Consider the following 26,389-nt stretch of genomic DNA (forward strand, 5'->3'; position numbering starts at 1 on the left):
ACCTCCAGCGGCCCCCGCCTTCGCGGGGGCGACGGACTATCCGAACCTCCACTCACCACCACCCCACGGCAGCCACGCCGCCGGCGAACTCCCGGTCAGGCAGGAGCGCCCCGCGCCGACCCCGCAACCAGGTTCATCACCAGCTTCGGCAGGCTGTCGTAATTCGCGCCATGATATTGCGAATCGGCGGGCAGAGCGTCCTTCAGGCGGCGGTGCGCCTCGGCGAGCGAATGATAGGGCACGCCCGGCAGCAGATGGTGCAGCGCGTGATAGCGCAGGCCCACCGGCGCCCACAATTCGGGCAGCAGGCCCGGCGGCGGAACGTTGACGCTGTCGAGGAACTGGCCGGTCACGGTCAGCACCGCGCCGTCATTTTCCCAGAGATGCGCGACGAGCGTGCGGATCTGGTTGAGCACCAAAGTCGCAGCGGCGATCGCGCCGAAGATGACGAGCGCGCGCAGCGGCACCCAGCCGAAAACGCCCGCGGCGATCAACAGGCTCGACCACGCCCACGCGCCGCCTTCCTGCCACGCCCATTGACGGCGAAACTCGCCCTCGGGCGGCTTGCGGCGGAACATCGGGTTGATGATCATCCCCGAATAGCGTTCGACGACGATCCGGCGCAGCGGCGGGATCAGGAGCGACAGCGGGGTGAGTACCGCATAACGGAAGACGAGCGCGACCGGCGCGAACGCCGCCGCGACCACGAACAACGGCACCGTCCACGGCTTCATCAGCGCGAGCGGCAGATATTCGGGGTCCTCGACGGTGCCATATTTGGTGCGGTTGTGGTGCAGGCTGTGGATGCCTTCGTACATGAACGACGGGATCAGCATCGGCACGCCGACGAGGATGTTCCAGCCGAGGCGGAAGCCCGGCAGCGCATTTTTGCGGATATGCGTCAGTTCGTGGATGAAGCTGCCCGCGCGGTAGAGCGCGACGACCGAAATCAGCGCGGCGACCAGCATCCACGCGGTCGAGGGCGCGAGGATCGCCGCCGCGATGCCGGCATAACCGACAAAGGCCGAGGCGAGCATATCGATCCAATAGATACGCGCGCTCGGTTGCACGAGATCGCGCGTCAGCTCCGACGCCGCGCGGATCATCGCCATATCGTCGGCAATCGCCGACTTGGGCATCTTGTCGGCATCCGCCGACGGGGGCGTCTTTACAATCGACTTCGCGAAGGGAGTCGCGACCCGATCGGCGGGGGGATTGATCGTCGTCATACGGGTGTCTTCACCATGATTTCGTGGCAGCAAAATGGCCGAATGCGGGTCGCCAGCGCCATTTCTATGCCGTAATGCGTCGCCAATAATATAGGACGCCCCTTTCAGGAAACCAGTATGAGCGGACATTCGGACGGCCCGATTACGATCCACCCGGTCAAGAACAAGAATGATTTGCGCGAGTTTGTCGAGCTCGCCTTTCGGCTCAATCGCGGCGATCCGTCGTGGGTGCCGCCGCTGAAGGGCGAGGTCTACGGCCTGCTCACGCCCGGCAAGAATCCGTGGTTCGAACATGGCAAGGCGCAGTTCTTCCTCGCGCGGCGCGACGGCCGCACGATCGGGCGCATCTCGGCGCATATCGACACCCTCGCACTCGCACAGCCCGCCGAACAGGGCATGGGGCCGGGCACCGGCAATTGGGGTCTGCTCGAAGCCGAAGACGAAGGCGCGGCGCAGACGCTGCTTGTCGCCGCCGAGGATTGGCTGCGCGGTCAGGGCATGCACCACTCATTGGGGCCGCTGTCGATTTCGATCTGGGACGAACCCGGGCTGCTGATCGAGGGGTTCGACAATCGGCCGACGGTGATGATGGGGCACAATAGTCCGCTCTATCGCGGCTGGGTCGAGGGCGCCGGCTATCGGCCGGTCAAGCAGCTGCTGAATTACGACGTCGCGATCGACGAGGGATTTCCGCCGATCGTGAACCGCATCGTCGCGGCGGGCGAGAAGAATGCGCGCATCCGCATCCGCAAGGTCAACAAGCGCCGCTTCGCCGCCGAAGCGACGCTGATCATGGGGCTGCTCAACGATGCCTGGTCGGACAATTGGGGCTTTGTCCCGCTGACCGACAGCGAGATCGCCTATGTCGGCAAAAAACTGAAGGACATCGTCTTCGAGGATCTGATCCGCGTCGCCGAAGTCGACGGCGAGCCGGTCGCGTTCATGATCGTGCTGCCGAACATCAACCAGCTGCTGATCGACATGGACGGATCCTTGCTCCCCTTCAACTGGGCGCGCCTGCTGTGGTGGCTGCGCAAACCCCAGAGCCATATCCTGCGCGTGCCGCTGATGGGCGTCGCGAAAAAGCTTCAGAACAGTCGCATGGCGAGCACGCTCGCCTTTATGATGATCGAATATATCCGCCGCGACGCGGTCGTCGATTACGGCACCAAGCGCGGCGATATCGGCTGGGTGCTCGACGATAATCAGGGGATGAATGCGGTCGCCGAGGCGATCGAGGCCAAGGTCAACCGCGTGTATCAGATTTACGACAAACCGCTCTGACACCGGGACAGCTTTGCGACAATTCGGGGCCATCGTGCGTTTTGGGCACGGAAAGGCTTTGTCATGGCAGTCCAATATCTTGCCGCCAATCGCTTCGGCCTCGGCCGCCGGTTCGACGATCCGGCGATCGATGACCCGAAAGCCTGGCTGACGCGCCAGATCGGCGATTATGACTCCGCCCCCGCCGCGCTGGCGAGCCTCGCCGGACGCGACGCGATCGCCGCCGCTTATGTCGAATATCGCGGCGAACGGCAGGCGATGCGCCGCGAAGCCGCCGACATGCCGATGAACGAGGAGGAAAAGGGCATGGACCCCGAACTCCGCCGCCTGTTGCGCTCGGCGATCCGCCGGCACTATGTCGATGCGAGCGCTGCGCGCCTGTCCGCCGCGATCGCGACGTCGACCCCCTTCCCCGAGCGGCTCGTCCATTTCTGGGCGAATCATTTCGCGGTGTCGGCGGACAAGCAGACCGTCGTCGGCTTCGCGGGAAATTACGAGAATGAAGCGATCCGCCCGAATGTCATGGGAAAATTTTCGGACCTTCTTATCAGCGCGGCCCATCATCCCGCGATGCTGCTCTATCTCGATCAGGCGCAGAGTTTCGGCCCCGACAGCCCGTTCGCGACGCGCGTGCGAAACCGCGGCAAGCGGCAGGCGCCGGGACTCAATGAGAATCTGGCGCGCGAGATATTGGAGCTGCACACGCTGGGCGTGCGCACGGGCTATACGCAGAGCGACGTGACGGCTTTTGCGAAGGCGCTCACCGGCCTGACTGTCGCTGGGCTTGGCCGCGGCGCCGGGCAGCGGCTGATGCCCGCCGATGCCCGGCCCGGCGAGACGGTGTTCATCGACCGCCTTCACCAACCCGGGGCGCAGACGATCCTTGGCAAACGATACGACGATGCCGGTGCCCGGCAGGCCGAAGCCGTGCTGCGCGACCTCGCCGTTCATCCCGCGACCGCGAAACATATCGCCGCCAAGCTGGCGCGTCATTTCACCGGCGATGTGCCGCCGGCGGCCCTGGTCGACCGGCTGTCGACCGACTTCCTCCAGACCGGCGGCGACCTTCGCTCGCTCTACCGAACGCTGATCGCCTCGCCCGAGCCGTGGGCGGCCACGCCCGCGATGTTCAAATCGCCGTGGGACTGGACGGTGTCGATGCTGCGCGCGCTGAAAGTCCCCGCGCTTGGCGAGCGGCAGAATATCGCCGCGATGTTCACCCAGCTCGGCCAGCCCGTGTGGCGCCCCGGGTCGCCCGCGGGCTATGACGACAAGGTCGCGACCTGGGCGGGATCGGCGGCGCTGATGCAGCGCGTCGAGCTCGCGAGCCGGATCGCGGGGCGGATCGGCGACCGCGCCGATGCGCGCGTGCTCGCTCCGCTCGTCCTCGCCGACGCGCTCACCCCCGAAACGCGCCAAGCGATCGCGCGCGCCGACAGTCCCGGACAGGGCATCGCGATGCTGTTCGCCAGCCCGGCCTTTTTGCGGAGATAGACGATGATCCTCTCACGCCGCTCGATCATATTGTCGGGGATCACCGTCGCCGCCGCGGGCGCGCTGCCCCGCTTTGCCTATGCCGCCGCGGGCACGCCGAAGCGGCTCGTCTTCATCATCCAGCGCGGGGCCGCCGACGGGCTCGCGACCGTCGCACCGACCGGCGATCCCGCCTTCGCCGCCGCGCGGCGCACGCTGGCCGACGAAACGGCGGGCGGCGCGAAGCTCGACGGCATGTTCACGCTGCACCCGGCGCTCGCGGCAACCGCCGGCCTCTATACGGGCAAGCAGGCGCATTTCGCACACGCGGTCGCCACGGGTTATCGCGACCGGTCGCATTTCGACGGGCAGAATATGCTCGAGGGCGGCGGGTCGCGGCCCTATGGACGCGAAACCGGCTGGGTCGGGCGGCTGCTCACCTTGCTTCCCGCCGCCGAACGCGATGCGATCGCGATCGCCCCCGCGGTGCCGCTCGCGCTGCGCGGGACGGTGCAGGTCGGGACCTATGCGCCGAGCCGCCTGCCGCAGGCCGACGCCGACCTGATCGCGCGGCTGACCGCGATGTACGCGAACGACCCGCTGCTCCACCCGCTGTGGGACAGCGCGGTGAAGACGCAGGAGCTGGCGAGCGACATCGGCGGCAACAATGGCCGCAACGGCGCCGACCTCGGCAAGCTCGCGGCGTCGCTGATGCTGCCCGCCGACGGCGCGCGCGTGATGATGGTCGAAACGGGTGGCTGGGACACGCATAGCGGCCAACGCGGGCGGCTCGCGGCGCAATTGCGCGGGCTCGACCAGCTCATCGGCGCGCTTCAGACGGGGCTCGGCCCCGCGTGGAGCGACACGCTCGTCATCGTCGCGACCGAATTCGGCCGCACGGTCGAGATCAATGGCACCGGCGGCACCGACCATGGCACCGCATCAACCGCGATGCTGCTCGGCGGCGGCTTGAACGAAGGCGGCAAAGTGTCGGCCGACTGGCCGGGGCTCGGTGCGGCGGCGCGATACGAAGGCCGCGACCTCAAACCAACGCGCAGCCTCGAAAGCGTGATCGCCGCCGCGGTCGCGCATCATTATGCGCTCGACCCGAAGCGGGTGATGACGACGCTGTATCCCGACGCTTAGGATCAGGACTCGCTAATTTCCTTTCGTCATTCCCGCGAAGGCGGGAATCCCGCTTTTCTCGCCACGGCGACGCGGTTTCCAAAGCTCTTTGCGTCTTTGCGCGAACAAGACAATCGCGCGCAAAGACGCAAAGAACGCGAAGAAGAAAGAAAAAGCGGGATTCCCGCCTTCGCGGGAATGACGGAATTTAATAGATCCTGACCCTAGTCGAGGATGGCCCAGGTCGGCGCATGGTCGCTCGCCTTCTCGCGGCCGCGATGGTCCTTGTCGACGCCCGCATCGACCAGCCGGTCGGCGAGCGCGGGGCTGAGCAGCAGGTGATCGATGCGAAAGCCATGGTCGCGCTGCCAGCCGCCCGCCTGATAGTCCCAGAAGGTCCAGATGCCGCCCGCCGGATGGCGGCTGCGGATCGCGTCGGTCCAGCCGTCGCCGAGCAGGCGGAACCAGGCGTCGCGCGATTCGGGCTGCATCAGCGCGTCGGTCGCCATGACGCGCGGGTCCCACACATCGTCGTCGTGCGGGATGACATTATAATCGCCGGTCAGGATCGTCGGGATTTCGGAAGCGAGGAGGAATTTCGCGCGCTCGCGCAGCCGCGCCATCCAGCGGAGCTTATAGTCGAATTTTGGCCCCGGTTGCGGGTTGCCGTTGGGAAGATAGATCGACGCGACGCGGAGGCCGTGAACGTCGGCCTCGAGATAGCGTGACTGTTCGTCCTCTGCTTCCCCTGCGAGCCCGCGCTGCATCTCGACCGGCTGCGTGCCCTTCGCGAGGATCGCAACGCCGTTGAAACCCTTTTGCCCGTGATAGAGGAAGCCGTATCCCGCCGCCTCGATCTCCTTGGTCGGCATCGTTTCGTCGCTCGATTTCAATTCCTGCAGGCAGGCGACATCGGGCTGCGTTTCCTCGAGCCATTCGACGAGGCGCGGCAGACGGGCCTTGATCCCGTTGATATTGAAGGTCGCGATTTTCATGCCGCACCTATGGCAGCAAGCACGCAGCTTAGAAAGGCGTCAGATCGAGAAGCTCGACCCGCAGCCGCAGCCCGAGGCGGCATTGGGGTTTTCGACCTTGAACGACGATCCGCCGAGCGAATCGACGAAATCGACGATGCAGCCGCGCACGAGGTCGATGCTGACCGGATCGACGACCAGCTTCACTCCGTCGGTTTCGGTGACGATGTCGTCGGCATCGATTTCTTCGGCCAACCCGAAGCGATAGGTGAAGCCCGAACAGCCGCCGCCATCGACCGCGAGGCGCAGCGCGGCCTCAGCGTCGCCCTTGCGATCGGCGATCCAGCGGACGCGCGCCGCCGCGGCGGGCGACAGGGTGATATCGGAAAGCTGCGTGGCCATGATCGCTAGATAGGAGCCTTATGCACAAATAAAAAGGGCGCCTCGACGGTTAACCCGCCTGGCGCCCCTCCTCTCCGACCCAGGAAAGCTCTTTTATTCGGGACCGCCCATCGCGACATTCTTGCCGGTGATGGCGGCGATCGCCATCTGGTCCGAGCGAACGAACGGCATCGGATTGACCGGCGCGCCTTCGATGCGGACTTCATAATGGAGGTGGTTGCCGGTCGAACGACCGGTCGAGCCGACGTAACCGAGGACATCGCCCTTTTTGACCGACTGGCCAGGGGTGACGACATAGGAAGACATATGGCCGTAGCGCGTCTGGATGGCGTTGCCATGTTCGACTTCGACATAATTGCCGTAACCGCCGAGGCGCTGGGCGCGGCCGACGATGCCGTCGGCGGTCGCGTAGATCGGGGTGCCGCGCGGCGCCGGAATGTCGATGCCGTTGTGGCGCGCGACCTTGCCGGTGACGGGGTGGACGCGCATGCCGTACGACGACGACAGCGACATCTGGTCGATCGGGCGGCGCGACGGCACCGCAACGCCGATCGAGGCGGTCAGGCCGGTGTCGAGGCGCTTCCATGCCTGGAAAATCGCGCGGGCTTCGCTGTCTTCGCCGGTCGACGGAACGCCAGCGGTGAAGCTGTCGTCATCGGGTTCGTCGGGAGCGACAATGCCGGCGTCGGCGCTGGTTTCGGCAGCGTGGGCGGCCGGTGTGGCCAATCCGAAACATGCTGCCGCGCAGATTATTGCGACTTGGTGCAACTTCTGCGCCAGAAGAGTGTTGATCAAAACTACGACCCCGCATCTGCCATGTCGCCAAAGTCCGTAAAATGGGCCTTGGCGCCGGTGTTTCTTGGTTTGGATGATTGCTCATCCCCCGCGGAAGCCTGTGTGCTGCCCCAATCCTTACGAAGCAATAACGGCGTAGAATTCTTGCGTTAAACCGGCGTCGTGGCGCGCCGAGTCGTTGAACGGCGGCTTCAAACTGCCCCGAAACCGCGATTTCACTAGGGCGTGCCACGTTTTAACGACGTTGAATCCCCTTTCGTCGCACTTTTGCCGGAACCAGACTGTGCCCGCGCTCACATGGCGGATTTCATCGTTGTAAATACGCGATAAAATCCTTGCCGATGCCTCGTCGCCGACGGCACGGAAGCGCTCGACGGTTGACGGCGTGACGTCAAGTCCGCGCGCTTCGAGCACCATCGGTACGATCGCGAGCCGCGCGAGCACGTCATCCGCCGTATCCTGCGCCGATTCCCACAATCCGGCGTGCGCCGGAAGCGCGCCATAATGGCTGCCGAGTGCACGCAAACGGCGGTCGAGCAAGGCGAAATGCATCGCCTCATCGGCGGCGACGCCGATCCAGTCGTCGACGAATTGGCGCGGGAATTCGCCGCCGAAGCGGCCCACCAGGTCGACCGCGAGGTCGATCGCGACGAATTCGATATGCGCGAGCGCGTGGAGCAGCGCGACACGCCCGCGTTCCGACCCGCCCTTGCCGCGCCGCGGCATCCGGTTGGGTGCGAGCAGCTCGGGTTCGGATGGCCACGCCGGCTCGTCGGGCATCGCCGTGTCACAGCGGTGCGCAAGCTTTCCCTGCCGCCACGCACGCGCCATGCTGCGCGCCGCGCGGCGCTTGTCGTGCGGGTCCGGCGTCAGCAGGACCGCGCGCGCGGCTTCACCCAGCGTCCGCATGTCAGAGGGCTTTTGCCGCCTCCAGCACCGCGTCGGCATGGCCCTTCACGCGCACCTTGCGCCATTCTCTGACGAGCTTGCCGTCGGCGCCGAACAGGAAGGTCGAGCGCTCGATGCCCATATAGGTGCGGCCGTAATTCTGCTTTTCGACCCAGGTGCCGAACGCTTCGCACACCGCGCCATCTTCGTCGGAGGCGAGGCGGACGGTGAGGCCATATTTGTCGCGGAATTTGCAGAGTTTCGCCGGCGCATCGCGCGATACCGCGAGGACCTGCGCGTCCAGTTTCGCAAATTCGGGCGCGAGGCGGGTGAAATCCTGCGCTTCGGTCGTGCAGCCGGGTGTGTCGGCTTTCGGATAGAAATAGACGACTAACGGCGCGCCTTTCAGCGCGGCGAGGTCTATCGCCGCGCCATCGGCGTCGAGGAGTTTGACCGCGGGAATCGCATCGCCAATTTGGGGACCGCTCATTTTTCATTCTCCTGTCCGGGACGAATCGACGCCCACCAGTTCGCGATCTCCTGCCGCGCCGCATCGTGCGCGGCAAGCAGTTGCGGCCAGCCGGGCTCGCCGCACTGGCTCGCCACCAATTGCCGCGCCGCGGCCGTCGGCGGCTCGCCCTCGGGCGCGGTGAGGCGCAGCATCACGAGCATCCGCGCGAGCAGCCCGTGCGCGTCGACCACCTCGGGCGGGACGAGCCCCGCCGCCTTCATGCAGCCAAGCGCCGCCGAGATGTTCGGATCGTGGCACTGGCCGCTGACGAGCTGCGTCACCTGCATCGCGAATTCGAGGTCGACGAGCCCGCCCGGCCCGCCCTTGATGTCGAGCGCGCCGTTGGCGGGCTTGTGCGCGGCGATCTTGCGGCGCATCTCCGCCGCGTCGGCCGCGAGCTTTGCCGGGTCGCGCGGGATCGCAAGCAGGTCGTCGATGATGCGCTGGACCCCGGCCTTCGCCGCATCCGAGCCATACACCGGCCGCGCACGGAGCAGCGCCATATGCTCCCACGTCCACGCTTCTTCGCGCTGGTATCGTTCGAAGCTGTCGACGGTGACGACGAGCGGCCCCTGCGCGCCCTGCGGACGCAGCCGCGTGTCGACGTCGTAGAGCTTGCCCGCCGCGGTCGGCACCGACATCGCGCCGGTCACGCGCTGCGCGAGGCGGTTGTAATAGGTGGTCGCGCCGAGCGGGCGCGGCCCGTCGGATTCGGCGAGATGATCGCCGGTGAAGAGATAGATGAGGTCGAGGTCCGACGCATGCGTCAGCGCCCTGCCCCCGAGCCGCCCGAGCGCGAGCACGACAAGCTCGCTGTCGGGAACGCGGCCGTGCGCCGCGACGAATTCGGCGACCGTCGCGTCGGCGAGCACCTGCAGCGCCGCCTCGGCAAGCTCCGAATAACCGCATGCGATCGCCAGCGGGTCGGTCGCCCCCGCGACGAGCTGCGCGCCATAGGCGAAGCGCCGCTCGCCGACATGGTCGCGCACCCGGTCGAGCAATCGCTCATAATCGAGCGCCGTGAGCCCCGGCCGCCATTCTGCCGCCAGCTGCTCCTTGTTCGCTGGCGCGTCGAAAGCGCGCTGGTCGATCAGCCCCTCGATCAGTTCGACGCGCGTGCCGAGCGCGTCGGCGAGCGTCGGTGCGAGTGACAATATCCGCGTTGCGATGCGCGCCAGCGCCGGCTGCGCAGCGAGCAGGTGGAAGAAATTGATCGCGCTCGGCAGCCCCGCGACGAGCTTGTCGAAACGCGTCAGCGTCGCTTGCGGATCGGGCGCCGCGCCCAGCGCCTTGACCAGTTCGGGCAGCATCGTCTCGAGCGCGTCGAGTGCCGCCGGGCTGCGCAGCGCGCGCAGCTTTCCGCCGCGCCATTCGGCGATCGTGCGCAGCGCCGCATCGGGCGGGTCGAACCCGGCGGCGATCAATTGCACCGCGAGACTGTCCTCGTCGCGCGGCAAGCCCGTGGTCACCGCACGCTCGGCGACGAGGCGGTCGTAACAGCCGCCGACGTCGGTCACGACGGGCTCGAGCATCGCGAGCAAAGCCGCGCCATCGGTCTCGCCATCGAGCCGCGCGACGCAGTCGAGCGCCGCTTCCTGGGTGGGAAGACAATGCGTCTGCTGGTCCTCGATCATCTGGAGTCGGTGTTCGATCCTGCGCAGCGTCGCATAGTGGCCCGACAGGCGATTAGCGTCGTCCAGCTCGATCCGCCCCGCCGTCGCAAGTGCTGCGAGCGCGTCGACGGTCGCCTTAACGCGCAGCGAGGGATCGCGCCCGCCATAGATGAGCTGATGGACCTGCGCGAAAAATTCGATCTCACGGATCCCCCCGCGTCCGCGCTTCAGGTCGAACCCCGGCCCGAACGCCTGTCCCTGCGCAAAATGGTCGCGGATCCGGTCGCTCATCGCGCCGATTTCCTTGAGTTGCCGGAAATCGAGGCTGCGGCGCCAGATGAAGGGCTGGATCGCCGACAGGAATTGCTCGCCGAGCGCGCGGTCGCCCGCCGACGCGCGGCTGCGGATGAACGCCGCCTGCTCCCACGCGAGCGCTTCGGATTCATAATAGGAGATCGCCGCGTCCACCGGCAGCACGATCGGCGTCACCTCGGGATGCGGACGGAGGCGGAGGTCGACGCGCAGCACATGGCCGTCGCCGGTGCGCGCCGACAATATTTCGGTCATCCGCCGCGCGATCCGCACCGCGGCCTCGCCCGGATCGTCGCGCTGGCGGCGCGGCAGCGTTTCGGGGTCGAAGATCAGGATCGGGTCGATGTCCGACGAGTAATTGAGCTCGTAACTGCCCAGCTTGCCGAGCGCGATCACCGCGAGGCCGCGCGGCTCCTCGCCGGGCACACGTTCGGCGAAAGCCGCGGCGAGCGCCGCATCGCACGCTGCATCAGCGAAGTCCGACAGCAGCCGGGTCGTCGTCGCCACATCATGCTCGCCCGACAAATCGCCGAGCGCGAGCAGCAGCGCCATCCGCCCGCGCCACTGGCGCAGCGTGCGCATGATATCGTCATCGACGGGCGGGGCGGCGACGGCCGCGAGCGCGGCATCGGTGCCATCATTCAAATATCGCGCAACGTCGTCGGGGTATAGTTCGGCGAGCCGCGCGAGGAAGGGCGCGTGCGCGCCAAGCCGGTCGAGCGCCGACTGGCGGCGGGAAGCGTCGGTGACAGTCATCGGTGGTGGCTATCGCTTGCGATGCAGTATGAGGCAAGGCGGTTCAGGGGAATCCGTCGCCCCCGCGAAGGCGGGGGCCGCCGGCATCCTTACTCAGCGTCTCCGTACAAGCCGACAGCGGCCCCCGCCTTCGCGGGGGCGACGCTTTTTTTCTCAGGCCGGAATCGTCGATTCGTCGAAGAACAGCACCTGCGAGATCGCCGCGCGCAGCGTCGCGGGCTGATACGGCTTGGTGAGCAGGAAGGCGGGCTCGGGCCGGTCGCCGGTGAGCAGCCGTTCGGGGAAGGCGGTGATGAAGATGACGGGCACCTTCACTTCGGTCAGGATTTCCTGCACCGCCTCGATCCCCGAGCTGTTGTCGGCGAGCTGGATGTCGGCGAGCACGAGGCCCGGCTGATGCTTCTGCGCCTCGTCGACCGCCTCGCGGTGCGTCGTCGCGACGCCGACGACGTCGTGGCCGAGTTCTCGGACGATCATTTCGATGTCCATCGCGATGATCGGCTCGTCCTCGATGATCAGGATGCGCGCGCGGGTCTGGCGGTCGATCTCGTCGGTCGCGTCCGAAATCAACGTGCGCACCGCCTCGGCATCGCGGCCGATGATGCGGCCGGTGTCCTCGAAGCTGAAACCCTCGACCGCGGTGAGGAGCAGCGCCTGCCGCGCGAGCGACGGAATCCGGCGCAGACGGGCATCGGCAATCGCGATATCGGACAGCGCCCCGTCGTCGGCCGCGGTCGCCTGTTCGGTCATCAGCCCGAAATTGTCATGCACCAACCGGTAAAGCTGAATCCGCAAATCGGCGCCGGTATCGACCGCGCCGGGATTCGCAACGAGCGTTTCGAGCAACCGCGCAACCAGTGCATCGCCGCTTTGCTGGCTCCCGGAAATGGACCGGCCATAGCGCCGCAGATAGGGAAGATGCGGCGCAACCGACTGACCCAATGACATATTTTACCTCCTGATAGCCGCACATATTTTGGCGGACGCGTCCGGAAAAGGGACAAACGCCCGTGCTTCCCCCGCACCATCCGATATATTTCAACCTTTGGGAACGATTTAGCCGCAAAATAGTTTCATCGGGAAGGAACAAACGCGCCATTGCGCTTTGGTGTACGCGCGGTTAGCAAAAGGTCCCATGTCCAGCGGATACCTCGATAATGTCGTCTAAAACCGGTTCGCCACGCAGCGAGACCTCCGGAAAGGACGCGGATAAAAAACCTTCCGCCAAGGGGCAGGACGTCAATGGCGCCCTGCGCCGCGCCTATGAGTCCACCGTCGACGAAGATATTCCGCAGTCGTTGCTCGACCTGCTCGGCAAACTCGACTGATTTTCAGCGCCGGTAACGCGCGTCGAAATCGCTTTGAAACGACGCGAAACGGCCCGCGGCGATCGCGTCGCGCATATCCTGCATCAGATCCTGATAATAATGCAGATTATGCTGCGTCATCAGCATCGCGCCGAGCATCTCGCCCGAGCGCACGAGATGGTGCAGATAGGCGCGCGACCAGGTCGTGCACACCGGGCAGCGGCAATCGGCATCGAGCGGCGCCGGATCCTCGGCGAATTTCGCGTTGCGGATATTGATCGGGCCGTCGCGGGTGAACGCCTGTCCGTTGCGCCCCGACCGCGTCGGCAGCACGCAATCGAACATATCGACCCCGCGCGCGACCGCGCCGACGAGGTCGTCGGGCTTGCCGACCCCCATCAGGTAGCGCGGCTTGTCGGCGGGTAGCTGTCCCGGCGCATAGTCGAGCACCCCGAACATCGCCTCCTGACCTTCGCCGACGGCCAGCCCGCCGATCGCATAGCCGTCGAAACCGATGTCGGTCAGCGCCGCCGCCGAACGCGCGCGCAGCTTCGCGTCGAGCGAGCCCTGCTGGATGCCGAACAGCGCCGAACGCGCGGCATGCTCCTCGCCCGCGTCGAAGCCGGCGCGGCTGCGCGCCGCCCAGCGCATCGATCGCTCCATGCTCGCCTCGGCGCGCTTGCCATCGACGCCGTTCGGCGGGCATTCGTCGAACGCCATCACGATGTCGCTGCCGAGCAGGCGCTGGATTTCCATCGATCGCTCGGGGGTCAGCATATGACGCGAGCCATCGAGGTGGCTCTTGAACGCGACGCCCTCCTCGCTCTGCTTGGTCAGCGCCGACATGCTCATCACCTGATAGCCGCCGCTGTCGGTCAGGATCGGACGGTCCCAGCCCATGAAATTGTGCAGCCCGCCGAGCCGCGCCATGCGCTCGGCGGTCGGGCGCAGCATCAGATGATAGGTGTTGCCGAGGATGATGTCGGCGCCGGTCGCGCGCACTTCGGCCGGCCGCATCGCCTTCACCGTCGCCGCGGTGCCGACGGGCATGAAGGCGGGGGTGCGAATCTCGCCGCGCTGCATCCGGATCACGCCCGTGCGCGCGGCGCCGTCGGTCGCGGCGATCGAAAAGGCGAATCTGTCGGTCATGGCGCGCGCCTATGGCGGGGGGAGCGCGAAAAGTCGAGGCCGCGAGAATCCTCCCTGTGGCGAAGCCATGGGGAGGTGGCAGCGCGAAGCGCTGACGGAGGGGCCGGTGAGTGAGGTTGCCGCCCCTCCACCATCGCCTTCGGCGACGGTCCCCCTCCCCACGGCTTCGCCGCAGGGAGGATCAAGCCGTCAGGCTTTCGCGTGCTCGCTCGACGGTTCGTCCTCGGCCGCCTTTGCCTTTTCCTTCGGCTTTTCCTTCTCGAATATCTTGATGAGCTCGCGCTTCTTCGCGTCGGACAGCCCCTTTTCGGCCTGCGGGAACATCTCTTCCTCCTCCTCGTCGATATGGTGGAGGTAACGCTCCTTCATCGACCGGAAGCGCGTGAGCCAGCCGGTCGAGGAAAAGTCCATCTCATAGAGTTCGGTCAGAAAATCCTCGATCTCCTTATGCTCGGCGACGCTGTGCTGCGCCTCGTCGCGGAGATCGGGGTTCGCGAGCATCGTCGCATAGAGCGACATTTCCTCCGACGCCGCATGCGCGGTCACCTCGACGCGGAAGGCTTCGAACAGATAGCGTCGCTCGTCGCTGTCGCCCTGCGTTTCATCGATGCGGGCGAGAAGCTCGCGATGGCGGTCGTGGTCGGCCTTCAGTCGCGCAAAGATTTTGGTCTCGGTCATGTCGGTCTCCGTCGGTGGGCGGTCGGAGAGAGAACGGGTCAGCCCAGCGAGGGTTCCGGCCTCAGGCCGCCTTCCAGTCGCTCGTCGTCGTGAAAGACGGCAGCGCCAGCGCCGCAGTCGATTGCGTCGCGGCCGCGATCAGATAGGGCGAAACGCGGTGGCGCGTGCAGAGCCCGCCATTGCCGTCGCTGACCATCGTCTGTTCGAATTCGACCCCCTGCTGGTGCCTCATCGAACGGCGGACGATCGCGGTGACGAGCTGTCCTTCGCCGAAATCGATCACGAAGCGCGTGCCGACGGGCACGTCGAGCAGACCCTCGATGAAGGCGCCGGTCGCCGACAGGTTGCGGATCACGACGGCATAGCGGTGGTTGTCATGGATCGCGCCCACTTTGCGGAACAGCGAGAAGCGGTCGTTGCGCTGGCGCGCCGGGCCCGCCGGCTTGATCGTCCACGTCCCCTCGGCATGATCGAGCAGCTCGGCCTGCGGCACCGCCCTGCTATAGACATAGCCCTGGACATGGCTGACGTTGAGCTTGCGGATGAGTTCGAGCTGGTCGAGCGATTCGATGCCTTCGGCGGTCGTTTCCATCTCGAGCGCCTCGGCGAGCGCGACGATCGCGGCGATGATCGCGCCGTTGCGCGACCCCGGGATCGTCGCGTCGCGGACAAAGCTCTGATCGATCTTGATCTTGTCGAACGGCGCGGATTGCAGATAGGCGAGCGACGAATAGCCGGTGCCGAAATCGTCGAGCGCCAGGCGAACCCCCAGCGCCTTCAGCGCCTTGAACATCCGCGCGGTCTCGGCGGTATCGCCCAGGAACACGCTTTCGGTGATTTCCAGTTCGAGCCGGCCCGGCGCAAGCCCGGTCGCGCCAAGCGCCTTGGCGACGACTTTCGGCAAGTCGGCATTCGCGAACTGGATCGGCGAGACGTTGACGGCCACCCGCATGTCGCCCGGCCAGTTCGCCGCATCTTCGCACGCCGTGCGCAGCACCCACTCGCCGAGCGCCCAGATCAGGCCGGCTTCCTCGGCGATCGGAATGAATACGGAAGGAGAGATCACGCCGCGTTCGGGATGGGCCCAGCGGATCAGCGCCTCGACCCCGCTCACCATGTTCGATTTGGAATGGACGACCGGCTGATAAACCAGCGCCATCTCGCCGCGCACCAGCGCGTCGCGCAGATCATCCTCGAGCGCGCGGCGATCTTCGGCCGCGGTGTGGAGGTCGCTCGAATAAAAGGCGAACCGTCCGCGGCCGTTCCCTTTTGCCGCATAGAGCGCAAGATCGGCGTTGCGGACGAGGTCGTCGCTGCTCAAGCCGTCGAAGGGCGCGATCGCGACGCCCACCGACGCGCCGATGATGCAGCGGCTGCCCTCGACCGAATAGGGCTGCGACAGGCTGGCGATGATGTCGGCGGCCATGTCGCCCAGCTTGCCGCGATCTTCGATGTCGGGAAGGATGATCTGGAATTCGTCGCCGCCAAGACGGCTGACCATCTCCTTGTCGCCGACGATCTTGAGCAGACGTTCGGCGACCTGTTTGAGCAGCGCATCGCCCGCCGGATGGCCGAGCGTGTCGTTGACCTGCTTGAAGCGGTCGAGGTCGAGCAGCATGATCGCGCACGAACGTTGCTGCTGCGCAAAGGCCGCGAGCGTCGTGTCGAGCTTTTTCGAAATGGCGAAGCGGTTGGCGAGCCCGGTCAGCGAGTCATAGAGCGCAAGCCGCGAGGCGTCCTCGGCCGAGCGGCGCTGCGCGGTCACGTCGGCCCCGCTGCCGCGATAGCCGGTGAACTTGCCGCCGCCGTCGAACTGCGGCCGGCCCGAGATCGCCCACCAGCGGTCGTCGCCTTCGAACGCACTGCGCAGCGGCAGCTTGTCGAATTTCGATTGTTTGGTGAGGAGGAAGGGCAATGTGCGCTGGCGCTCGCCATGGCTGTCGACGGGCAGGAACAGATCGGTGAAAACGGTGCCGAGCAGCGCGCCGGCCGTTCGCCCCATCAATCGCGCCACCGAATCGGTGATATAGGTCAGCCGGCCCTTGGCGTCGGTCGACCAGAACCAGCCCTGGCCGCTTTCCTCGTAATTCTGGAGCAGCAGCAGCGCTTCGTGGGTGTGCAGGTTCGCCGCGGTATCGCCGCGCTGCTTGCCGATACGCGAGCCGATCAGGCCGAAAAAGCCGCGCTGGCCTTCATCGGCTTCGTCATCCCTCCGATCGCCCGAATCGATCCGCGATGGACTGTCCATCAAACAAACTCTTCAGCTGGTCCCCACACGCCCGCTGCTATGCCGACAAGGAATTGCGATAGTGTAAATATCTAAGGGTTTTCCGGAAACCGTGCCGTTTGAGGACGTTGCCGGCATCGCGCGCCCGCGGCGCGGGGCGGCCCTCGTGACTTTCGGGCGCCCCGCCCTATTAACCGTTCGGCGAAGCCAAATGTTAATATCGGGCTCGCGATGGATGCGCGCATGGCGATGACTGTGTATCTCGACAACACGCCGCGATCGGCCGGAAATGGCCGTGCGTCGCGCCGGCAATTGCGGCTTCCGCTCCACGGGTCGAAGGCGGCGGGCGCCGAAATCGAGGCGCTGGTCCACAATATTTCGGCCACAGGCATGCTCGTCGAAAGCAAAGTGCCGCTCGCGATCGGCGAGATCGTCGAGGTCAATCTGCCGCACAGCGGCAAAACCGCCACCCGCGTGATCTGGACCAGCGGCGGCATCGCGGGATGCCAGTTCGAAATACCGATCTCGCCCGCGACGCTCAGCGCCGCGCAGCTGCGAAGCGTGGTAGGCGTCGATGCGCCCGCGCCCGACCACCAGCCCGCCCCTGCGGAAAGCTTCGGCGTCCGCCTGCAGCGGCTGCGAACGGCAAAGGAGCTGACTCAAGGGCAGCTCGCCGCCCATTTGGGGGTCAGCGAACCGTCGATTTCCGCCTGGGAGCTCGACAAGGCGCGGCCCAAAGCCGGCCGGATGGAAGCCTTGTCGCTCGCGCTCGGCGTCGAAATCGCCGAACTCCTCGGCATTGACGAGGCCGAAAATCTGAACGAGCTGGTCGCGAAAGCCAAGGCGCAAATCGCCAAGGCGGCCGGCGTCAGCCCGGGCAGCATCAAGTTCACGATCGAGATGTGACCCGCCGGTCGCGCAAACACAAAACCCTCCGACATCGCCGGAGGGTGCGTGTTTGGCCGTAACTGGCTGGCGTCAGGTGGGAATGATCGTCAGTTCGAAACGATCGGTATCGAAGCCCTGCTCACCGGGCACCGCCGCGATGGGGCGTTCCCGGACCCGCGGGCCGGTCGCGCGGCTGAGCACCGCACGGCCCGAGCCGTTGAGGATAATCTCGTCATTTCCGGCGATGATCCGGGCGCCTTCCAGCGAACCCGGCGCATAGTTGATCACAAGATCATAGCCCGTCGGCGCGTTGCAATATTCACGGAAGCTGCCCAGCGACACGGCATTGCCGCTGATCGCGCCGAATCCCGTCGCCTGATGCTGCACCGTGCAATGCACGGGCACCGTCAGGCTGAGGTTGAAGCCGAACGTGGCCGCCGTGGCGGTCGTCGGCGCCGCAGCGAGTACGAAGCTCGCAACGCCGAGCGAGAATTTCTGAATCATCCGCCAAACCTTTCCGCCTGTAGGCCGAAGCTGTTGGATGATTGTTTAGGCTCGCAAATCTAACATTCAGTTAAGGCGCGCCACCGGACGACGCGGCCGAAGCGCGTGTGTCAGCGTGCGGTCACCGCAATCGAGATTACGTCGCTGTACACGCCCGCGCGGCGATCGGACGTATTGCCGATCAGGAACTGGATCGGCAGCGCGTCGCGGCGGAGGTTGCCGTTCGTCGAACCGGATATCGTGCGCATGCCCGTCAGATTGACCGAATTTCCGCCGATCGCGAGGCTGTAGGGCACATACCATTCGCTCGAACCGAGACGCAGGCGGCCCGAATTGGCCGACGTGACGCTGAGGTCATAGGAGCCCGTGCTGGCGACGCGAAGCTGGAGCGGCACCGGCGCGACGCCGGGCCGCAATTCGCCCAGGTCGACGACCGCATGCCCGTCGCTCATCGTGTAGGCGCCGGCGAGGCCGATCCGCGCCGAAGGCAGGACATCGATGCCAAGCACGATGCGCGTGCCGCCGAGCGAACGGAAATTGCCGTCCTGCGCTTCGAGCGTCACATCCTGCGTAAAGGTGCCCGATTCTTTCACATCGTCGGGATCGGCGACGAGCTTGAAGAGCAAGGTGCGCGAGGCATTGGCGCCGAGCGTCAGCATCCGCTGCGAGGGGCTACGCTGCGTCCGCCCGACGCGCGGCGTCACATCCTGCGTGTCGGTCAGGTTGAGCAAGGCATAGCCAATCGGCTTCCCCGTGCCCTTCGACAGGCCAAAGGGCGGCTGGCTCAGTTCGAACGTCGGGGTGAAGCGGCATTCCGCCGTACCTTCGTTGACGAAGGTGACCCCGAATGTGCCTTCGGGAATCGCGCTGTCGAACGGGTCATAGCCCTGGATCAGCCAGCTCGACGGCGTCGCGTTGGCGCGGATCAGGCAATCGGCGCCGCGGATGTTGGCACCCGGCGCCGGCGCCTGCGCGTGAAGCGGCACAGCGAGGAAAGCCGCGGCGAGGAACAGGGTATGGCGCAGCATAATGCCTCCTAATTTTTCGTACCGGGGCGAACGGTGCCAAGGTTCAATAGACCATCGGTGTCCGCGGGTACTGTGAATTCGAAACTCCGGTCGACCGTGCCATTCGGGCCATAGGTTTCCACCAGATAGCGGCGGCCCGGCAGCAGGTTGGTGATTGCGAAGCGTCCGACCGAATTGGTGAAGAACGGAATCGGCTTGGGGCTTTCGGCGTCCTTGACGTCGAGCAACGTCACGCGGCCGCCGATCAGCGACACGGGCATTTCGGGAGCGAGGATCAACGTGCCCATCACGCTGGCAAAGGCATCGGTGCCGATGCGCGCCGCATAACCGCTCTTGTAGGGCGGATGGACGCGGAACACGCCGGGACCGGTGTCGTAGCCCGTCGGCGGATCCTCGACATCATATTGCACCGACTGGGTGGCATAGGAGCCGAGGAAATTGTTGACCGCCGCGCCCAGCGCGCCGCTCTTGCTGATATAGTCATTCTCGGCGAGCGACTGTCCGGCAACGACGCTGCGCTTGCCCAGATTCTTGTGCGGCGACAATAACATGAAACTGTCGTTGATGCGCCGCCCGATACCAAAGCTGCCGTCGGCAAAGGCCAGCGACGTCCCGACGCGGACGGTCGTCGCGTTGATTTGGGCGACATTGGACAGGTTGGGTCCGAAGGTCGCATGGCTGACCGACGCATCGAAGCGGTTGGCGGCATAAGTGGCATAGCCGAGCGCCTGCGCGCTATTGTCGTCGCGGGTCACGACACCCCCGAAACCGACGCTGCTCAATTGATTCAGGCCGCTCTGGTTGTAGGAGAGCTCGCCCAGATTGTCGCGGCTCTCATAGCGCGCCTCGGCGCGGCGGCGATAATCGGGTTGGAAGACAATGCCGATGTTGAAACTGAATCCGTTGCCGCGCGAAAAGCTTGACGGGAATTTGGTATAATCTACCCCCGCCCGAATCGTCCATTTGCGATCGAGACGGTAGTAAGCTGTCGTTCCCGCGCGATAACTGTCACCCACACCGTTGCGCCCCCGAAGATAGGACGCGGTCGACGTGCTGGTTAACTTGAAGTTGAGCTGCCGCGTATACTGCGCCGAAATCGTGGCCGACGTGGTGTTGACCCCGTCGAGGTTTCCCAAGGTCGCGAAGCGCGGCGACAGATAATCCGCGCGAAACGTTAAACTGTCGGACAGCCCCTCGCGATCGATGAAATGTTCGTAGCTGACGCCGCCCGCGAACCCCTGTCCTGCAGTTTTCGAATTGCTGCCGCCGGCATCGAGCAGCAGACGGCTACCGTTGCGCAGGACGAACTGGGTCTGTCCGGTCAGCGTCTGGACATCCTTGCTGGCCTGGAAACCGACACCGATCGCGGGATGATTGAAAAATGCCTTGCGAAAGAAACCGGTGAAGGCGATCGGACCGCGATAATCGGGCGCCCCGCCGAAGGTGCGGCTGGTCGGGCCGAAAAAGGCGCCATATTCGAAATCGCCCGGATCGAGGTCGATCGGGTCGAGATATTGCTGATAGGAGAGGTTCTGGACCGCACCGCTGTTGTCGGTAACCTGAATATCGACATCGTTGCTGCCCGCAATCAGCGGCAGCGAGCTGAAGTCGTAGCGCCCCGGCTGAAGCCGAACTTCGCGATAGAGCGACCCGTTGCGCAAAAATCGGACGGTCGATTCGCGTTGCAGCACGAGCTGACGATTGGCCTGAAGGATCGCCGAGCGAAAGCTGTTGAAACGCCGCCGCTGGCGCAGCACGCCGACGCCGCCCATTTCGACAAAGGCTTGCTGGCCACGGATTTCGGGGTCGAGGTCGCCGAGGAACCAGCGCCGAAAATCCTCCGGCTCGTCATAGACGAGACGCGCGTAGTTGCGCGTGAATTTATATGAATCGCCGGCCAGCCCGAATTGCTGCCCCAACTGCGCGTCGCCCTCGAACACGAATTTGCCGAGCCGCACCGCACCGTCGAAGTTTATCGTCGGCGGGTCGGCCTGATTGCCCTCCCAGATATAGCTCTGGACGGCGCTGAGGTTCAGAAAGGCGGAGAAATCGGCGGGCTGCAGCGTCACGTCGTTGGTGTCTTGGCGCGGCGGCGCAAAAATATCCTTGATCGCCCGCTGTTCGGCGGACACCTCGACGACGACGACCGCCAGGGTACTGGGATCGTAGGTCAGCTGAACGCCCGTCTTTTCCAGATCGTCGGGACCGAAATTGGGCAGCGACGCCAAACGCGACGCCAGCCCGGCATGTGCTTCCTCGTTCAGCACCGGCTGCATCAGCCGCACGAAGGTCGCCGAATCGAGCAGGAAACGGTCGTCCGCGGTGAGCCGCATCGGAATATCGCCGAGGCTGCTGCTCTGGAAGGTCAGCGGCACCGTCATTTCGATGTCGCGGTCGTACGGGTTGATGTCCGGGCGGCCATGCGCGCCGATCGGAAGCTGCGGCATGACCGGCGTCGGGGTCGGGATCGGCGGGATCTGCGTCCCCGGTAACGGAATGACTGTCGGCGCGCCCGGGTTTTGCGCCGACGGCGACGGCCGCGGGTTTTGCGGCAGCGGAATCGATACCTGCGCCGCCGCCGTGCTCGCGCACAGCGCCGACAGCGCCACACTACTCAGAGCGAAGCCGATCCTCACTGTTTGAACGACAGCTTGATCGGTCCGGGGCCGAAGCCGGGAACGGGGACGCGGAAAACGCGTTCGCCCTGCGCGGGCACATAGCCGGTGCCGACCGCCCGATTGAGCTCTTCAGGCGAGACATCGACGCGTAGCCATTTGCCGTCGGTGCCCGTGCCTTCGAGCTGCCAGCCGAAATTCGCCATCAGCGCGTGGCGGCGGCCGGCGTTGCGCAAGGTGATCTCCACCCCATCCTGCATCGGCGGCAATTCGCTCGATCCCGGCAGCGCGGGTGGCTGATAATTAGCCTGCTTGACGGTCGTTGCCTTCACGTCGGGCTTGGCGCCGGGAGGTGCCACCACGACCAGCGCGCGCATATTGTAAAGAACCTGAACCTGCGCCCCAACTGAATCGGCAGCGCCGGGTTCGAAGGCGACGGGTAACTGTTCGACCGAGACATAATATGCCTGCGAAGTCGACAGTTCGGCGCCGCCCACCCATTGCAGGCGGACGACCTGCCGTCCGCTGGCGGGCAGAATGCCCTGCGGCGGAAAAATCAGGAAATCCTGGTCGGCGGGGGTTTCGGAAATATTGCCGTCCTTGTCGATTTCCATCCGGAAAACGCGGGTCTGGAACGCCAGATTGCCGGGATTGATATTCTGGACCTCGATCCGCGCCACCGCACCCGTGCCGCGCGATTCCATTTCGACGACCATCGGCGAGACGCGCATCGCCAGCGCGGGGGTGACCACTAGCACGAGAGCGGCGAGCGCAGCCAAAAGCGCGCGCGCATGGCGCTTCACCGTCGCCAAAGCTGTCATATTCCCATCCCCCTGTCCTCGCCGGACATAATTGCACTTATTTATAAAGAAAGGGGAAAGATCGCTCTTTCCCCTCTCCCCATTCGTTACCGCGCGAACTTAGAGAGCGCGCAGCGTCAGCGTCGTGGTGCCGCTGTAGGTGCCTGCGACCAGACCCTTGCTCGTCACAGCCGGAGCAACGATGTCGATGTCCATGCGCGAACGCCATGCGCCCTGCGAGATCAGGTTGTTGTTCTGCGTGGTCGAAACGTTCAGCGACTGGCCCGAACCGGTGGTCACGGCGTTGAGCGCAACGCCGGTCCAAGTTGCATTCACGCTGTACGGAATGTTCGCCTGGAACTGGTTCGTGTCATAACCGCCAGCAGCCGAGTTAACCAGACCGTTGGTGCCGTTGTTCTTGGTGATCACGACTTCGTTGTTGAAGTTGCAACCTGCGGTCAGCGTGTCGATGTTGGCTTCTGCCGGACCGACCATTTCGAACGCCGAATTGACGTTCTCGTTGTTGCCCGTGCGAACGCCGATCACGCCGAAGCTGATGTTGGTCGCGCTGGCGTTGTTACCCGAATAGAACGAACAGTCCTTGTTCACCGTTCCGCTGAGGTTGAACGCGACATTGACGGTCGGCGTTGCGGTTTCGCTGTCGCTCGGAGCGTCAGCCTGGGCGCGGTAGCGGGTGCCGACCTGGGTCGCAACGCCAAGATCACCAGCACCGATGCCAATCAGGTCAAGCGGGAACGGAGCGTTCTGCGGGTTGGTGATCGTGTACGGAATCGGCGCCGTACCAGCATAGTGAAGCTGGTTGGTCGGGTTAAGCTGAGCAACGGCCGGGGTCGCGATGAGTGCGATGACGGCAACGGTGCCGCTAAGGATCTTCTTCATAATCTTCTTCCCTCTATTATAACGCCCTGCCCAAAAGCCGGGCGACGGCGTGATTTTTGCACCGTCTGGTCGGAGAACCGGGAGGGCATCGGTGCCTACCCTTCCGGCTTAATTCCGCCCGCGACCTGGCCGCAGGCGAATTTCTAGATCGGAGAAACGGTGATCGTGATCGTTTCCGAATAGTCGCCAGCCAGCAGCCCGGCCTCGCCCGAAGGCTGGCCAAGCTCGACCGCCAGGACCATTCCGTCCGTCGCGATGCCGCCGTTGCTGGAGATGACGCCGCCGGCCAAAAGCTGGCGACTGTTGAAGGATTGGCTCACCGTCTGCCGCGACGGGTATCGCACGGGCATTTCGACGGCGAGATTATAAGGCAGGACGCCGCTGTACGGGCCTTGGCCGTTCGGCATCGTCGTGTGGGTCAGGCCGCCGCGGGCGCCCTTGATCGTCATCGTGAAAGGGACGTTGCAATCGAGCGCAACGCGCGTTTCGATGCCCAGGCCGCGGCGTTCCAGATTGCCGAAATCCATATTGGCGATGCTGCCCATCGCGCAATGCTGGCGGATCGCCCCACTGACCGCGATGTCGAGCGATTTGACGTTCCGGATTTCTTCTGCGTTCGCGGGCACAGCAAAAGCCGCCGCGGCAAGCGCAAAAAGCATGAACCTCATGACTCGAACCCCCAAAAATCCCAACGGTTCGGGCTCCGCTTTGCAGATAGCCCTCGGCACCCCCCGGTGCCCGACAAGCCGCGACCCGACTCATCAACCCGTCTGTTAATAAAAACTTAGTACATAAATTAAGACAGCTTCGCACCCCCAAATTGGCTCGGGCCAAAATTGGGTGTCGGTGATGTCGTTCAAGTTTAACGGAAATTGGCGCTTTACTGCGCTTGCCGAGGGTTAATTCGGCGCGCGTCAAGCGGCCAGCCTGGCTATCGGCGTTCAGAATCGGGACAACCGATGTTAATATATTAACAGAAAAATAGGCTATAAGTTTAATTGGAGCTGTCGAAATCGGCAAAAATCCGCGGCGGATTGCCGATTCACCTGCCGCAAGCAGCGCACAGTTCGCCCCAAGGATGGCGAACGGACCTTGTTGCCGGGCATCCGGCGGAGCATGTGCCCGCGATGCGGCGCTCCCCATTAACCACTCGACAACCGATCGCGCGCATAGCTGACCCATGCCCATTCATGCGATGATCGAAAAGCAGGCCGACGGAAGCACGCGCGGGGCGCCGCGCATGCATATGCGATTTGAAGCGGCGGGCTCGCTCGAAGGCAGCGAGGGCACGACGGTCGCGATCCACAATCTGTCGGCGACCGGCATGCTGATCGAAACCGCATCCGATCTGGCCATCGGTCAGCGGCTGACGGTCGCCTTGCCCGAAGCGCCCGATTGTGCCGCCACCATCGTGTGGCGCAGCGAGGCGCTCGCGGGTTGCCGTTTCGATCGGCCGCTGTCGCGCGCGGCGCTCAGCGCGGCGCAGCTGCGCAATCCGCTTCCGGGCGACGTCGATCCGGCGCGCATCCCCGATGGCGACGAAATGCTGGCCCAGCGCCTGCTCCGGCTCCGGAAGGAACGCGGCCTCAGCCGCGCGGCGCTTTCGGATCTCACGGGGTTCAGCCGGCCGAGCATTTGGGCGTGGGAAAGCGGCAAGACCGTGCCGCGGCGCAGCAACCTGCCCGCGCTGGCCGAGGCTTTCGGCATTTCGGAGCAAGAACTGCTCGCCGGCGCGCCTTCGGCCGCGCATGGCGATCCCGCGGCAAGCGCGCAGCAAATGCATGCGCTGGTCCGTGCGAGCCGCGAAGAGATCGCCGCGCTCGCCGGCGTCGAGCCCGCCAAGGTCAAGATCACGATCGAATATTGACGGGCCGCCCGCCCTATCGTGCGGGCAACAACAGACTCGCGTCGCCATAGCTATAGAAGCGATACGCATGCCCAATCGCATGCGCATAGGCCGCCTGCATCGTCTCCAATCCCATCAGCGCACTAACCAACATGAACAAGGTCGAGCGCGGCAGGTGGAAATTCGTCATCAGCCCGTCGATCGCCTTGAAGCGATAGCCGGGGGTGATGAAGATCGCGGTGTCGCCCGCGAAGGGCGCGATCATGCCGTCATCCTCTGCCGCGCTTTCGAGCAGGCGCAGGCTGGTGGTGCCGACCGCGATGACGCGGCCGCCCGCCGCGCGCACCGCGTTGAGCCGCGCCGCGGTATCGGCGTCGATCCGCCCCCATTCGGCGTGCATGACATGGTCTTCGGTATCGTCGGCCTTCACTGGCAGGAAAGTGCCCGCACCGACGTGCAGCGTCAGCGTTTCGCTCGCAATCCCCGCCGCCGCGAGCGCATCGAGCAGCTTCGGCGTGAAGTGCAGCGCCGCGGTCGGCGCCGCGACCGCGCCATCCTCGCGCGCGAACATCGTCTGGTAATCAGCGCGGTCGGCGTCGTCGGTGGGGCGCTTGCCCGCGATATAGGGCGGGAGCGGCATCGTGCCCGCGCGCTCGAGCAGGACTTCGACCGGCTCTTCGCCGGCGAAGGCGAGGATGAAGCTGCCGTCGGCGAGCCGCTCCTCGGCGAGCGCCGCGACCCCCGCGCCGAAATCGACGCTCTCGCCGACCCGCAGCCGCTTGGCGTTGCGGATGAACGCCTGCCAGCGGCGCAGGTCGATGCGTTTGTGGAGCGTCGCGCCGATCTTCGCGTCGCCGCGACGTCCTTCGAGCTGTGCGGGAATGACGCGGGTGTCGTTGAAGACGAGGCAGTCGCCCGGGCGCAGCCATGCGGGCAGGTCCGCGACCCCCGCGTCGACGATCTCACCGCCATCGACGACGAGCATCCGCGCTGCATCGCGCGGCCGCGCCGGGCGGAGCGCGATGCGTTCATTGGGTAAATCGAAATCGAAGGCGTCGACGCGCATGATCTTGACGCGCGTGCCC

24 protein-coding genes are annotated in these 26,389 nt (G+C 65.2%); 6 read left to right on the forward strand and 18 right to left on the reverse strand.

Annotated features, from left to right (window positions below; genetic code table 11):
- Nucleotides 1-95 precede the first annotated feature (95 nt).
- Nucleotides 96-1,229: a fatty acid desaturase family protein gene (locus tag ACTJI5_RS07325; protein WP_440859840.1), complete on the reverse strand. Its 1,134-nt coding sequence runs from the start codon at nucleotides 1,227-1,229 to the stop codon at nucleotides 96-98.
- A 117-nt stretch (nucleotides 1,230-1,346) separates the two neighbouring features.
- Here ACTJI5_RS07325 and ACTJI5_RS07330 point away from each other — a divergent pair, with 117 nt between their 5' ends.
- From ACTJI5_RS07330 to ACTJI5_RS07340, 3 genes are all read left to right on the forward strand, one after another.
- Nucleotides 1,347-2,513 (forward strand): N-acetyltransferase, encoded by a 1,167-nt coding sequence (locus ACTJI5_RS07330; RefSeq protein WP_440859841.1) that lies wholly within the window; start codon nucleotides 1,347-1,349, stop codon nucleotides 2,511-2,513.
- A 63-nt stretch (nucleotides 2,514-2,576) separates the two neighbouring features.
- A complete protein-coding gene (locus ACTJI5_RS07335) occupies nucleotides 2,577-4,007 on the forward strand; it encodes a DUF1800 domain-containing protein (RefSeq protein ID WP_440859842.1) in 1,431 nt (476 codons plus the stop codon).
- A gap of 3 nt (nucleotides 4,008-4,010) precedes the next feature.
- Nucleotides 4,011-5,132: a DUF1501 domain-containing protein gene (locus tag ACTJI5_RS07340; protein ID WP_440859843.1), complete on the forward strand. Its 1,122-nt coding sequence runs from the start codon at nucleotides 4,011-4,013 to the stop codon at nucleotides 5,130-5,132.
- A 203-nt stretch (nucleotides 5,133-5,335) separates the two neighbouring features.
- Here the strand turns inward: ACTJI5_RS07340 and xth are convergent, their stop codons facing one another.
- The 7 genes from xth to ACTJI5_RS07375 form a co-directional block, all read right to left on the reverse strand.
- Nucleotides 5,336-6,106, reverse strand: a complete 771-nt coding sequence (gene xth / locus ACTJI5_RS07345) for an exodeoxyribonuclease III (protein WP_440859844.1) — start codon at nucleotides 6,104-6,106, stop codon at nucleotides 5,336-5,338.
- Nucleotides 6,107-6,145: 39 nt separating this feature from the next.
- On the reverse strand, nucleotides 6,146-6,487 hold the full coding sequence (gene erpA / locus ACTJI5_RS07350) for an iron-sulfur cluster insertion protein ErpA (protein WP_440859845.1): 342 nt from the start codon (nucleotides 6,485-6,487) through the stop codon (nucleotides 6,146-6,148).
- A 93-nt stretch (nucleotides 6,488-6,580) separates the two neighbouring features.
- Nucleotides 6,581-7,213: a M23 family metallopeptidase gene (locus ACTJI5_RS07355; RefSeq protein WP_294048890.1), complete on the reverse strand. Its 633-nt coding sequence runs from the start codon at nucleotides 7,211-7,213 to the stop codon at nucleotides 6,581-6,583.
- 186 nt (nucleotides 7,214-7,399) lie between these two features.
- On the reverse strand, nucleotides 7,400-8,191 hold the full coding sequence (locus ACTJI5_RS07360) for a ferritin-like domain-containing protein (RefSeq protein ID WP_440859846.1): 792 nt from the start codon (nucleotides 8,189-8,191) through the stop codon (nucleotides 7,400-7,402).
- Between the two features lies 1 nt (nucleotide 8,192).
- The gene (locus ACTJI5_RS07365) at nucleotides 8,193-8,660 is read right to left on the reverse strand and encodes a peroxiredoxin (RefSeq protein WP_440859847.1); all 468 of its coding nucleotides are present in this window, start codon (nucleotides 8,658-8,660) and stop codon (nucleotides 8,193-8,195) included.
- Nucleotides 8,657-11,362 (reverse strand): bifunctional [glutamine synthetase] adenylyltransferase/[glutamine synthetase]-adenylyl-L-tyrosine phosphorylase, encoded by a 2,706-nt coding sequence (locus ACTJI5_RS07370; protein ID WP_440859848.1) that lies wholly within the window; start codon nucleotides 11,360-11,362, stop codon nucleotides 8,657-8,659. Before ACTJI5_RS07370 ends, ACTJI5_RS07365 begins: the two co-directional genes overlap by 4 nt.
- A 153-nt stretch (nucleotides 11,363-11,515) precedes the next feature.
- A complete protein-coding gene (locus ACTJI5_RS07375; RefSeq protein WP_058536866.1) occupies nucleotides 11,516-12,310 on the reverse strand; it encodes a response regulator in 795 nt (264 codons plus the stop codon).
- Nucleotides 12,311-12,519: 209 nt separating this feature from the next.
- Between ACTJI5_RS07375 and ACTJI5_RS07380 the strand changes: the two genes are divergently transcribed.
- Entirely contained in the window at nucleotides 12,520-12,690 is a 171-nt protein-coding gene (locus tag ACTJI5_RS07380) for a NepR family anti-sigma factor (RefSeq protein ID WP_156377358.1), read from the forward strand.
- A gap of 3 nt (nucleotides 12,691-12,693) precedes the next feature.
- Here ACTJI5_RS07380 and tgt read toward each other — a convergent pair whose 3' ends face one another.
- From tgt to ACTJI5_RS07395, 3 genes are all read right to left on the reverse strand, one after another.
- Nucleotides 12,694-13,818, reverse strand: a complete 1,125-nt coding sequence (gene tgt / locus ACTJI5_RS07385) for a tRNA guanosine(34) transglycosylase Tgt (protein ID WP_440859849.1) — start codon at nucleotides 13,816-13,818, stop codon at nucleotides 12,694-12,696.
- 189 nt (nucleotides 13,819-14,007) lie between these two features.
- Nucleotides 14,008-14,496 carry a hemerythrin domain-containing protein gene (locus tag ACTJI5_RS07390; RefSeq protein WP_440859850.1) on the reverse strand — a complete coding sequence of 163 codons (489 nt, stop codon included), beginning with the start codon at nucleotides 14,494-14,496 and terminating at the stop codon, nucleotides 14,008-14,010.
- A 61-nt stretch (nucleotides 14,497-14,557) separates the two neighbouring features.
- On the reverse strand, nucleotides 14,558-16,744 hold the full coding sequence (locus tag ACTJI5_RS07395; protein ID WP_058536869.1) for an EAL domain-containing protein: 2,187 nt from the start codon (nucleotides 16,742-16,744) through the stop codon (nucleotides 14,558-14,560).
- 222 nt (nucleotides 16,745-16,966) lie between these two features.
- On the opposite strand from ACTJI5_RS07395, the gene ACTJI5_RS07400 reads away from it, so the two are divergent.
- Nucleotides 16,967-17,629, forward strand: coding sequence for a helix-turn-helix domain-containing protein (locus tag ACTJI5_RS07400; RefSeq protein WP_310251504.1), 663 nt, complete (start codon nucleotides 16,967-16,969; stop codon nucleotides 17,627-17,629).
- Nucleotides 17,630-17,701: 72 nt separating this feature from the next.
- Here ACTJI5_RS07400 and ACTJI5_RS07405 read toward each other — a convergent pair whose 3' ends face one another.
- From ACTJI5_RS07405 to ACTJI5_RS07430, 6 genes are all read right to left on the reverse strand, one after another.
- Nucleotides 17,702-18,115, reverse strand: coding sequence for a hypothetical protein (locus ACTJI5_RS07405; protein ID WP_058536871.1), 414 nt, complete (start codon nucleotides 18,113-18,115; stop codon nucleotides 17,702-17,704).
- 110 nt (nucleotides 18,116-18,225) lie between these two features.
- Complete coding sequence (locus ACTJI5_RS07410) at nucleotides 18,226-19,143, reverse strand: hypothetical protein (RefSeq protein WP_058536872.1); 918 nt, start codon at nucleotides 19,141-19,143, stop codon at nucleotides 18,226-18,228.
- An 8-nt stretch (nucleotides 19,144-19,151) separates the two neighbouring features.
- Nucleotides 19,152-21,779, reverse strand: coding sequence for a hypothetical protein (locus tag ACTJI5_RS07415; RefSeq protein WP_310251501.1), 2,628 nt, complete (start codon nucleotides 21,777-21,779; stop codon nucleotides 19,152-19,154).
- On the reverse strand, nucleotides 21,776-22,579 hold the full coding sequence (locus tag ACTJI5_RS07420; protein WP_440859851.1) for a fimbrial biogenesis chaperone: 804 nt from the start codon (nucleotides 22,577-22,579) through the stop codon (nucleotides 21,776-21,778). The genes ACTJI5_RS07415 and ACTJI5_RS07420 overlap by 4 nt, the downstream gene beginning before the upstream one ends.
- A 99-nt stretch (nucleotides 22,580-22,678) precedes the next feature.
- The gene (locus ACTJI5_RS07425) at nucleotides 22,679-23,458 is read right to left on the reverse strand and encodes a hypothetical protein (RefSeq protein ID WP_440859852.1); all 780 of its coding nucleotides are present in this window, start codon (nucleotides 23,456-23,458) and stop codon (nucleotides 22,679-22,681) included.
- A gap of 143 nt (nucleotides 23,459-23,601) precedes the next feature.
- Nucleotides 23,602-24,126 (reverse strand): spore coat protein U domain-containing protein, encoded by a 525-nt coding sequence (locus tag ACTJI5_RS07430; RefSeq protein WP_137892064.1) that lies wholly within the window; start codon nucleotides 24,124-24,126, stop codon nucleotides 23,602-23,604.
- 527 nt (nucleotides 24,127-24,653) lie between these two features.
- Between ACTJI5_RS07430 and ACTJI5_RS07435 the strand changes: the two genes are divergently transcribed.
- Nucleotides 24,654-25,325: a helix-turn-helix domain-containing protein gene (locus ACTJI5_RS07435; protein WP_269433269.1), complete on the forward strand. Its 672-nt coding sequence runs from the start codon at nucleotides 24,654-24,656 to the stop codon at nucleotides 25,323-25,325.
- Between the two features lie 13 nt (nucleotides 25,326-25,338).
- On the opposite strand, the gene queA is transcribed toward ACTJI5_RS07435, so the two are convergent.
- On the reverse strand, nucleotides 25,339-26,370 hold the full coding sequence (gene queA / locus ACTJI5_RS07440) for a tRNA preQ1(34) S-adenosylmethionine ribosyltransferase-isomerase QueA (RefSeq protein WP_440859853.1): 1,032 nt from the start codon (nucleotides 26,368-26,370) through the stop codon (nucleotides 25,339-25,341).
- Between the last annotated feature and the right edge of the window lie 19 nt (nucleotides 26,371-26,389).

The sequence above is a fragment of the Sphingopyxis sp. 22461 genome, from assembly GCF_052044915.1.
In the GTDB taxonomy this organism is placed as follows: Bacteria; Pseudomonadota; Alphaproteobacteria; order Sphingomonadales; family Sphingomonadaceae; genus Sphingopyxis.

Bases quoted from the DNA above. Each gene is read 5' to 3' on its own strand.
- ACTJI5_RS07325 (WP_440859840.1), bottom strand. From the start codon at position 1,229: ATGACGACGATCAATCCCCCCGCCGATCGGGTCGCGACTCCCTTCGCG.
- ACTJI5_RS07330 (WP_440859841.1), top strand. From the start codon at position 1,347: ATGAGCGGACATTCGGACGGCCCGATTACGATCCACCCGGTCAAGAAC.
- ACTJI5_RS07335 (WP_440859842.1), top strand. From the start codon at position 2,577: ATGGCAGTCCAATATCTTGCCGCCAATCGCTTCGGCCTCGGCCGCCGG.
- ACTJI5_RS07340 (WP_440859843.1), top strand. From the start codon at position 4,011: ATGATCCTCTCACGCCGCTCGATCATATTGTCGGGGATCACCGTCGCC.
- xth (WP_440859844.1), bottom strand. From the start codon at position 6,106: ATGAAAATCGCGACCTTCAATATCAACGGGATCAAGGCCCGTCTGCCG.
- erpA (WP_440859845.1), bottom strand. From the start codon at position 6,487: ATGGCCACGCAGCTTTCCGATATCACCCTGTCGCCCGCCGCGGCGGCG.
- ACTJI5_RS07360 (WP_440859846.1), bottom strand. From the start codon at position 8,191: ATGCGGACGCTGGGTGAAGCCGCGCGCGCGGTCCTGCTGACGCCGGAC.
- ACTJI5_RS07365 (WP_440859847.1), bottom strand. From the start codon at position 8,660: ATGAGCGGTCCCCAAATTGGCGATGCGATTCCCGCGGTCAAACTCCTC.
- ACTJI5_RS07370 (WP_440859848.1), bottom strand. From the start codon at position 11,362: ATGACTGTCACCGACGCTTCCCGCCGCCAGTCGGCGCTCGACCGGCTT.
- ACTJI5_RS07375 (WP_058536866.1), bottom strand. From the start codon at position 12,310: ATGTCATTGGGTCAGTCGGTTGCGCCGCATCTTCCCTATCTGCGGCGC.
- ACTJI5_RS07380 (WP_156377358.1), top strand. From the start codon at position 12,520: ATGTCGTCTAAAACCGGTTCGCCACGCAGCGAGACCTCCGGAAAGGAC.
- tgt (WP_440859849.1), bottom strand. From the start codon at position 13,818: ATGACCGACAGATTCGCCTTTTCGATCGCCGCGACCGACGGCGCCGCG.
- ACTJI5_RS07390 (WP_440859850.1), bottom strand. From the start codon at position 14,496: ATGACCGAGACCAAAATCTTTGCGCGACTGAAGGCCGACCACGACCGC.
- ACTJI5_RS07395 (WP_058536869.1), bottom strand. From the start codon at position 16,744: ATGGACAGTCCATCGCGGATCGATTCGGGCGATCGGAGGGATGACGAA.
- ACTJI5_RS07400 (WP_310251504.1), top strand. From the start codon at position 16,967: ATGGCGATGACTGTGTATCTCGACAACACGCCGCGATCGGCCGGAAAT.
- ACTJI5_RS07405 (WP_058536871.1), bottom strand. From the start codon at position 18,115: ATGATTCAGAAATTCTCGCTCGGCGTTGCGAGCTTCGTACTCGCTGCG.
- ACTJI5_RS07410 (WP_058536872.1), bottom strand. From the start codon at position 19,143: ATGCTGCGCCATACCCTGTTCCTCGCCGCGGCTTTCCTCGCTGTGCCG.
- ACTJI5_RS07420 (WP_440859851.1), bottom strand. From the start codon at position 22,579: ATGACAGCTTTGGCGACGGTGAAGCGCCATGCGCGCGCGCTTTTGGCT.
- ACTJI5_RS07425 (WP_440859852.1), bottom strand. From the start codon at position 23,458: ATGAAGAAGATCCTTAGCGGCACCGTTGCCGTCATCGCACTCATCGCG.
- ACTJI5_RS07430 (WP_137892064.1), bottom strand. From the start codon at position 24,126: ATGAGGTTCATGCTTTTTGCGCTTGCCGCGGCGGCTTTTGCTGTGCCC.
- ACTJI5_RS07435 (WP_269433269.1), top strand. From the start codon at position 24,654: ATGATCGAAAAGCAGGCCGACGGAAGCACGCGCGGGGCGCCGCGCATG.
- queA (WP_440859853.1), bottom strand. From the start codon at position 26,370: ATGCGCGTCGACGCCTTCGATTTCGATTTACCCAATGAACGCATCGCG.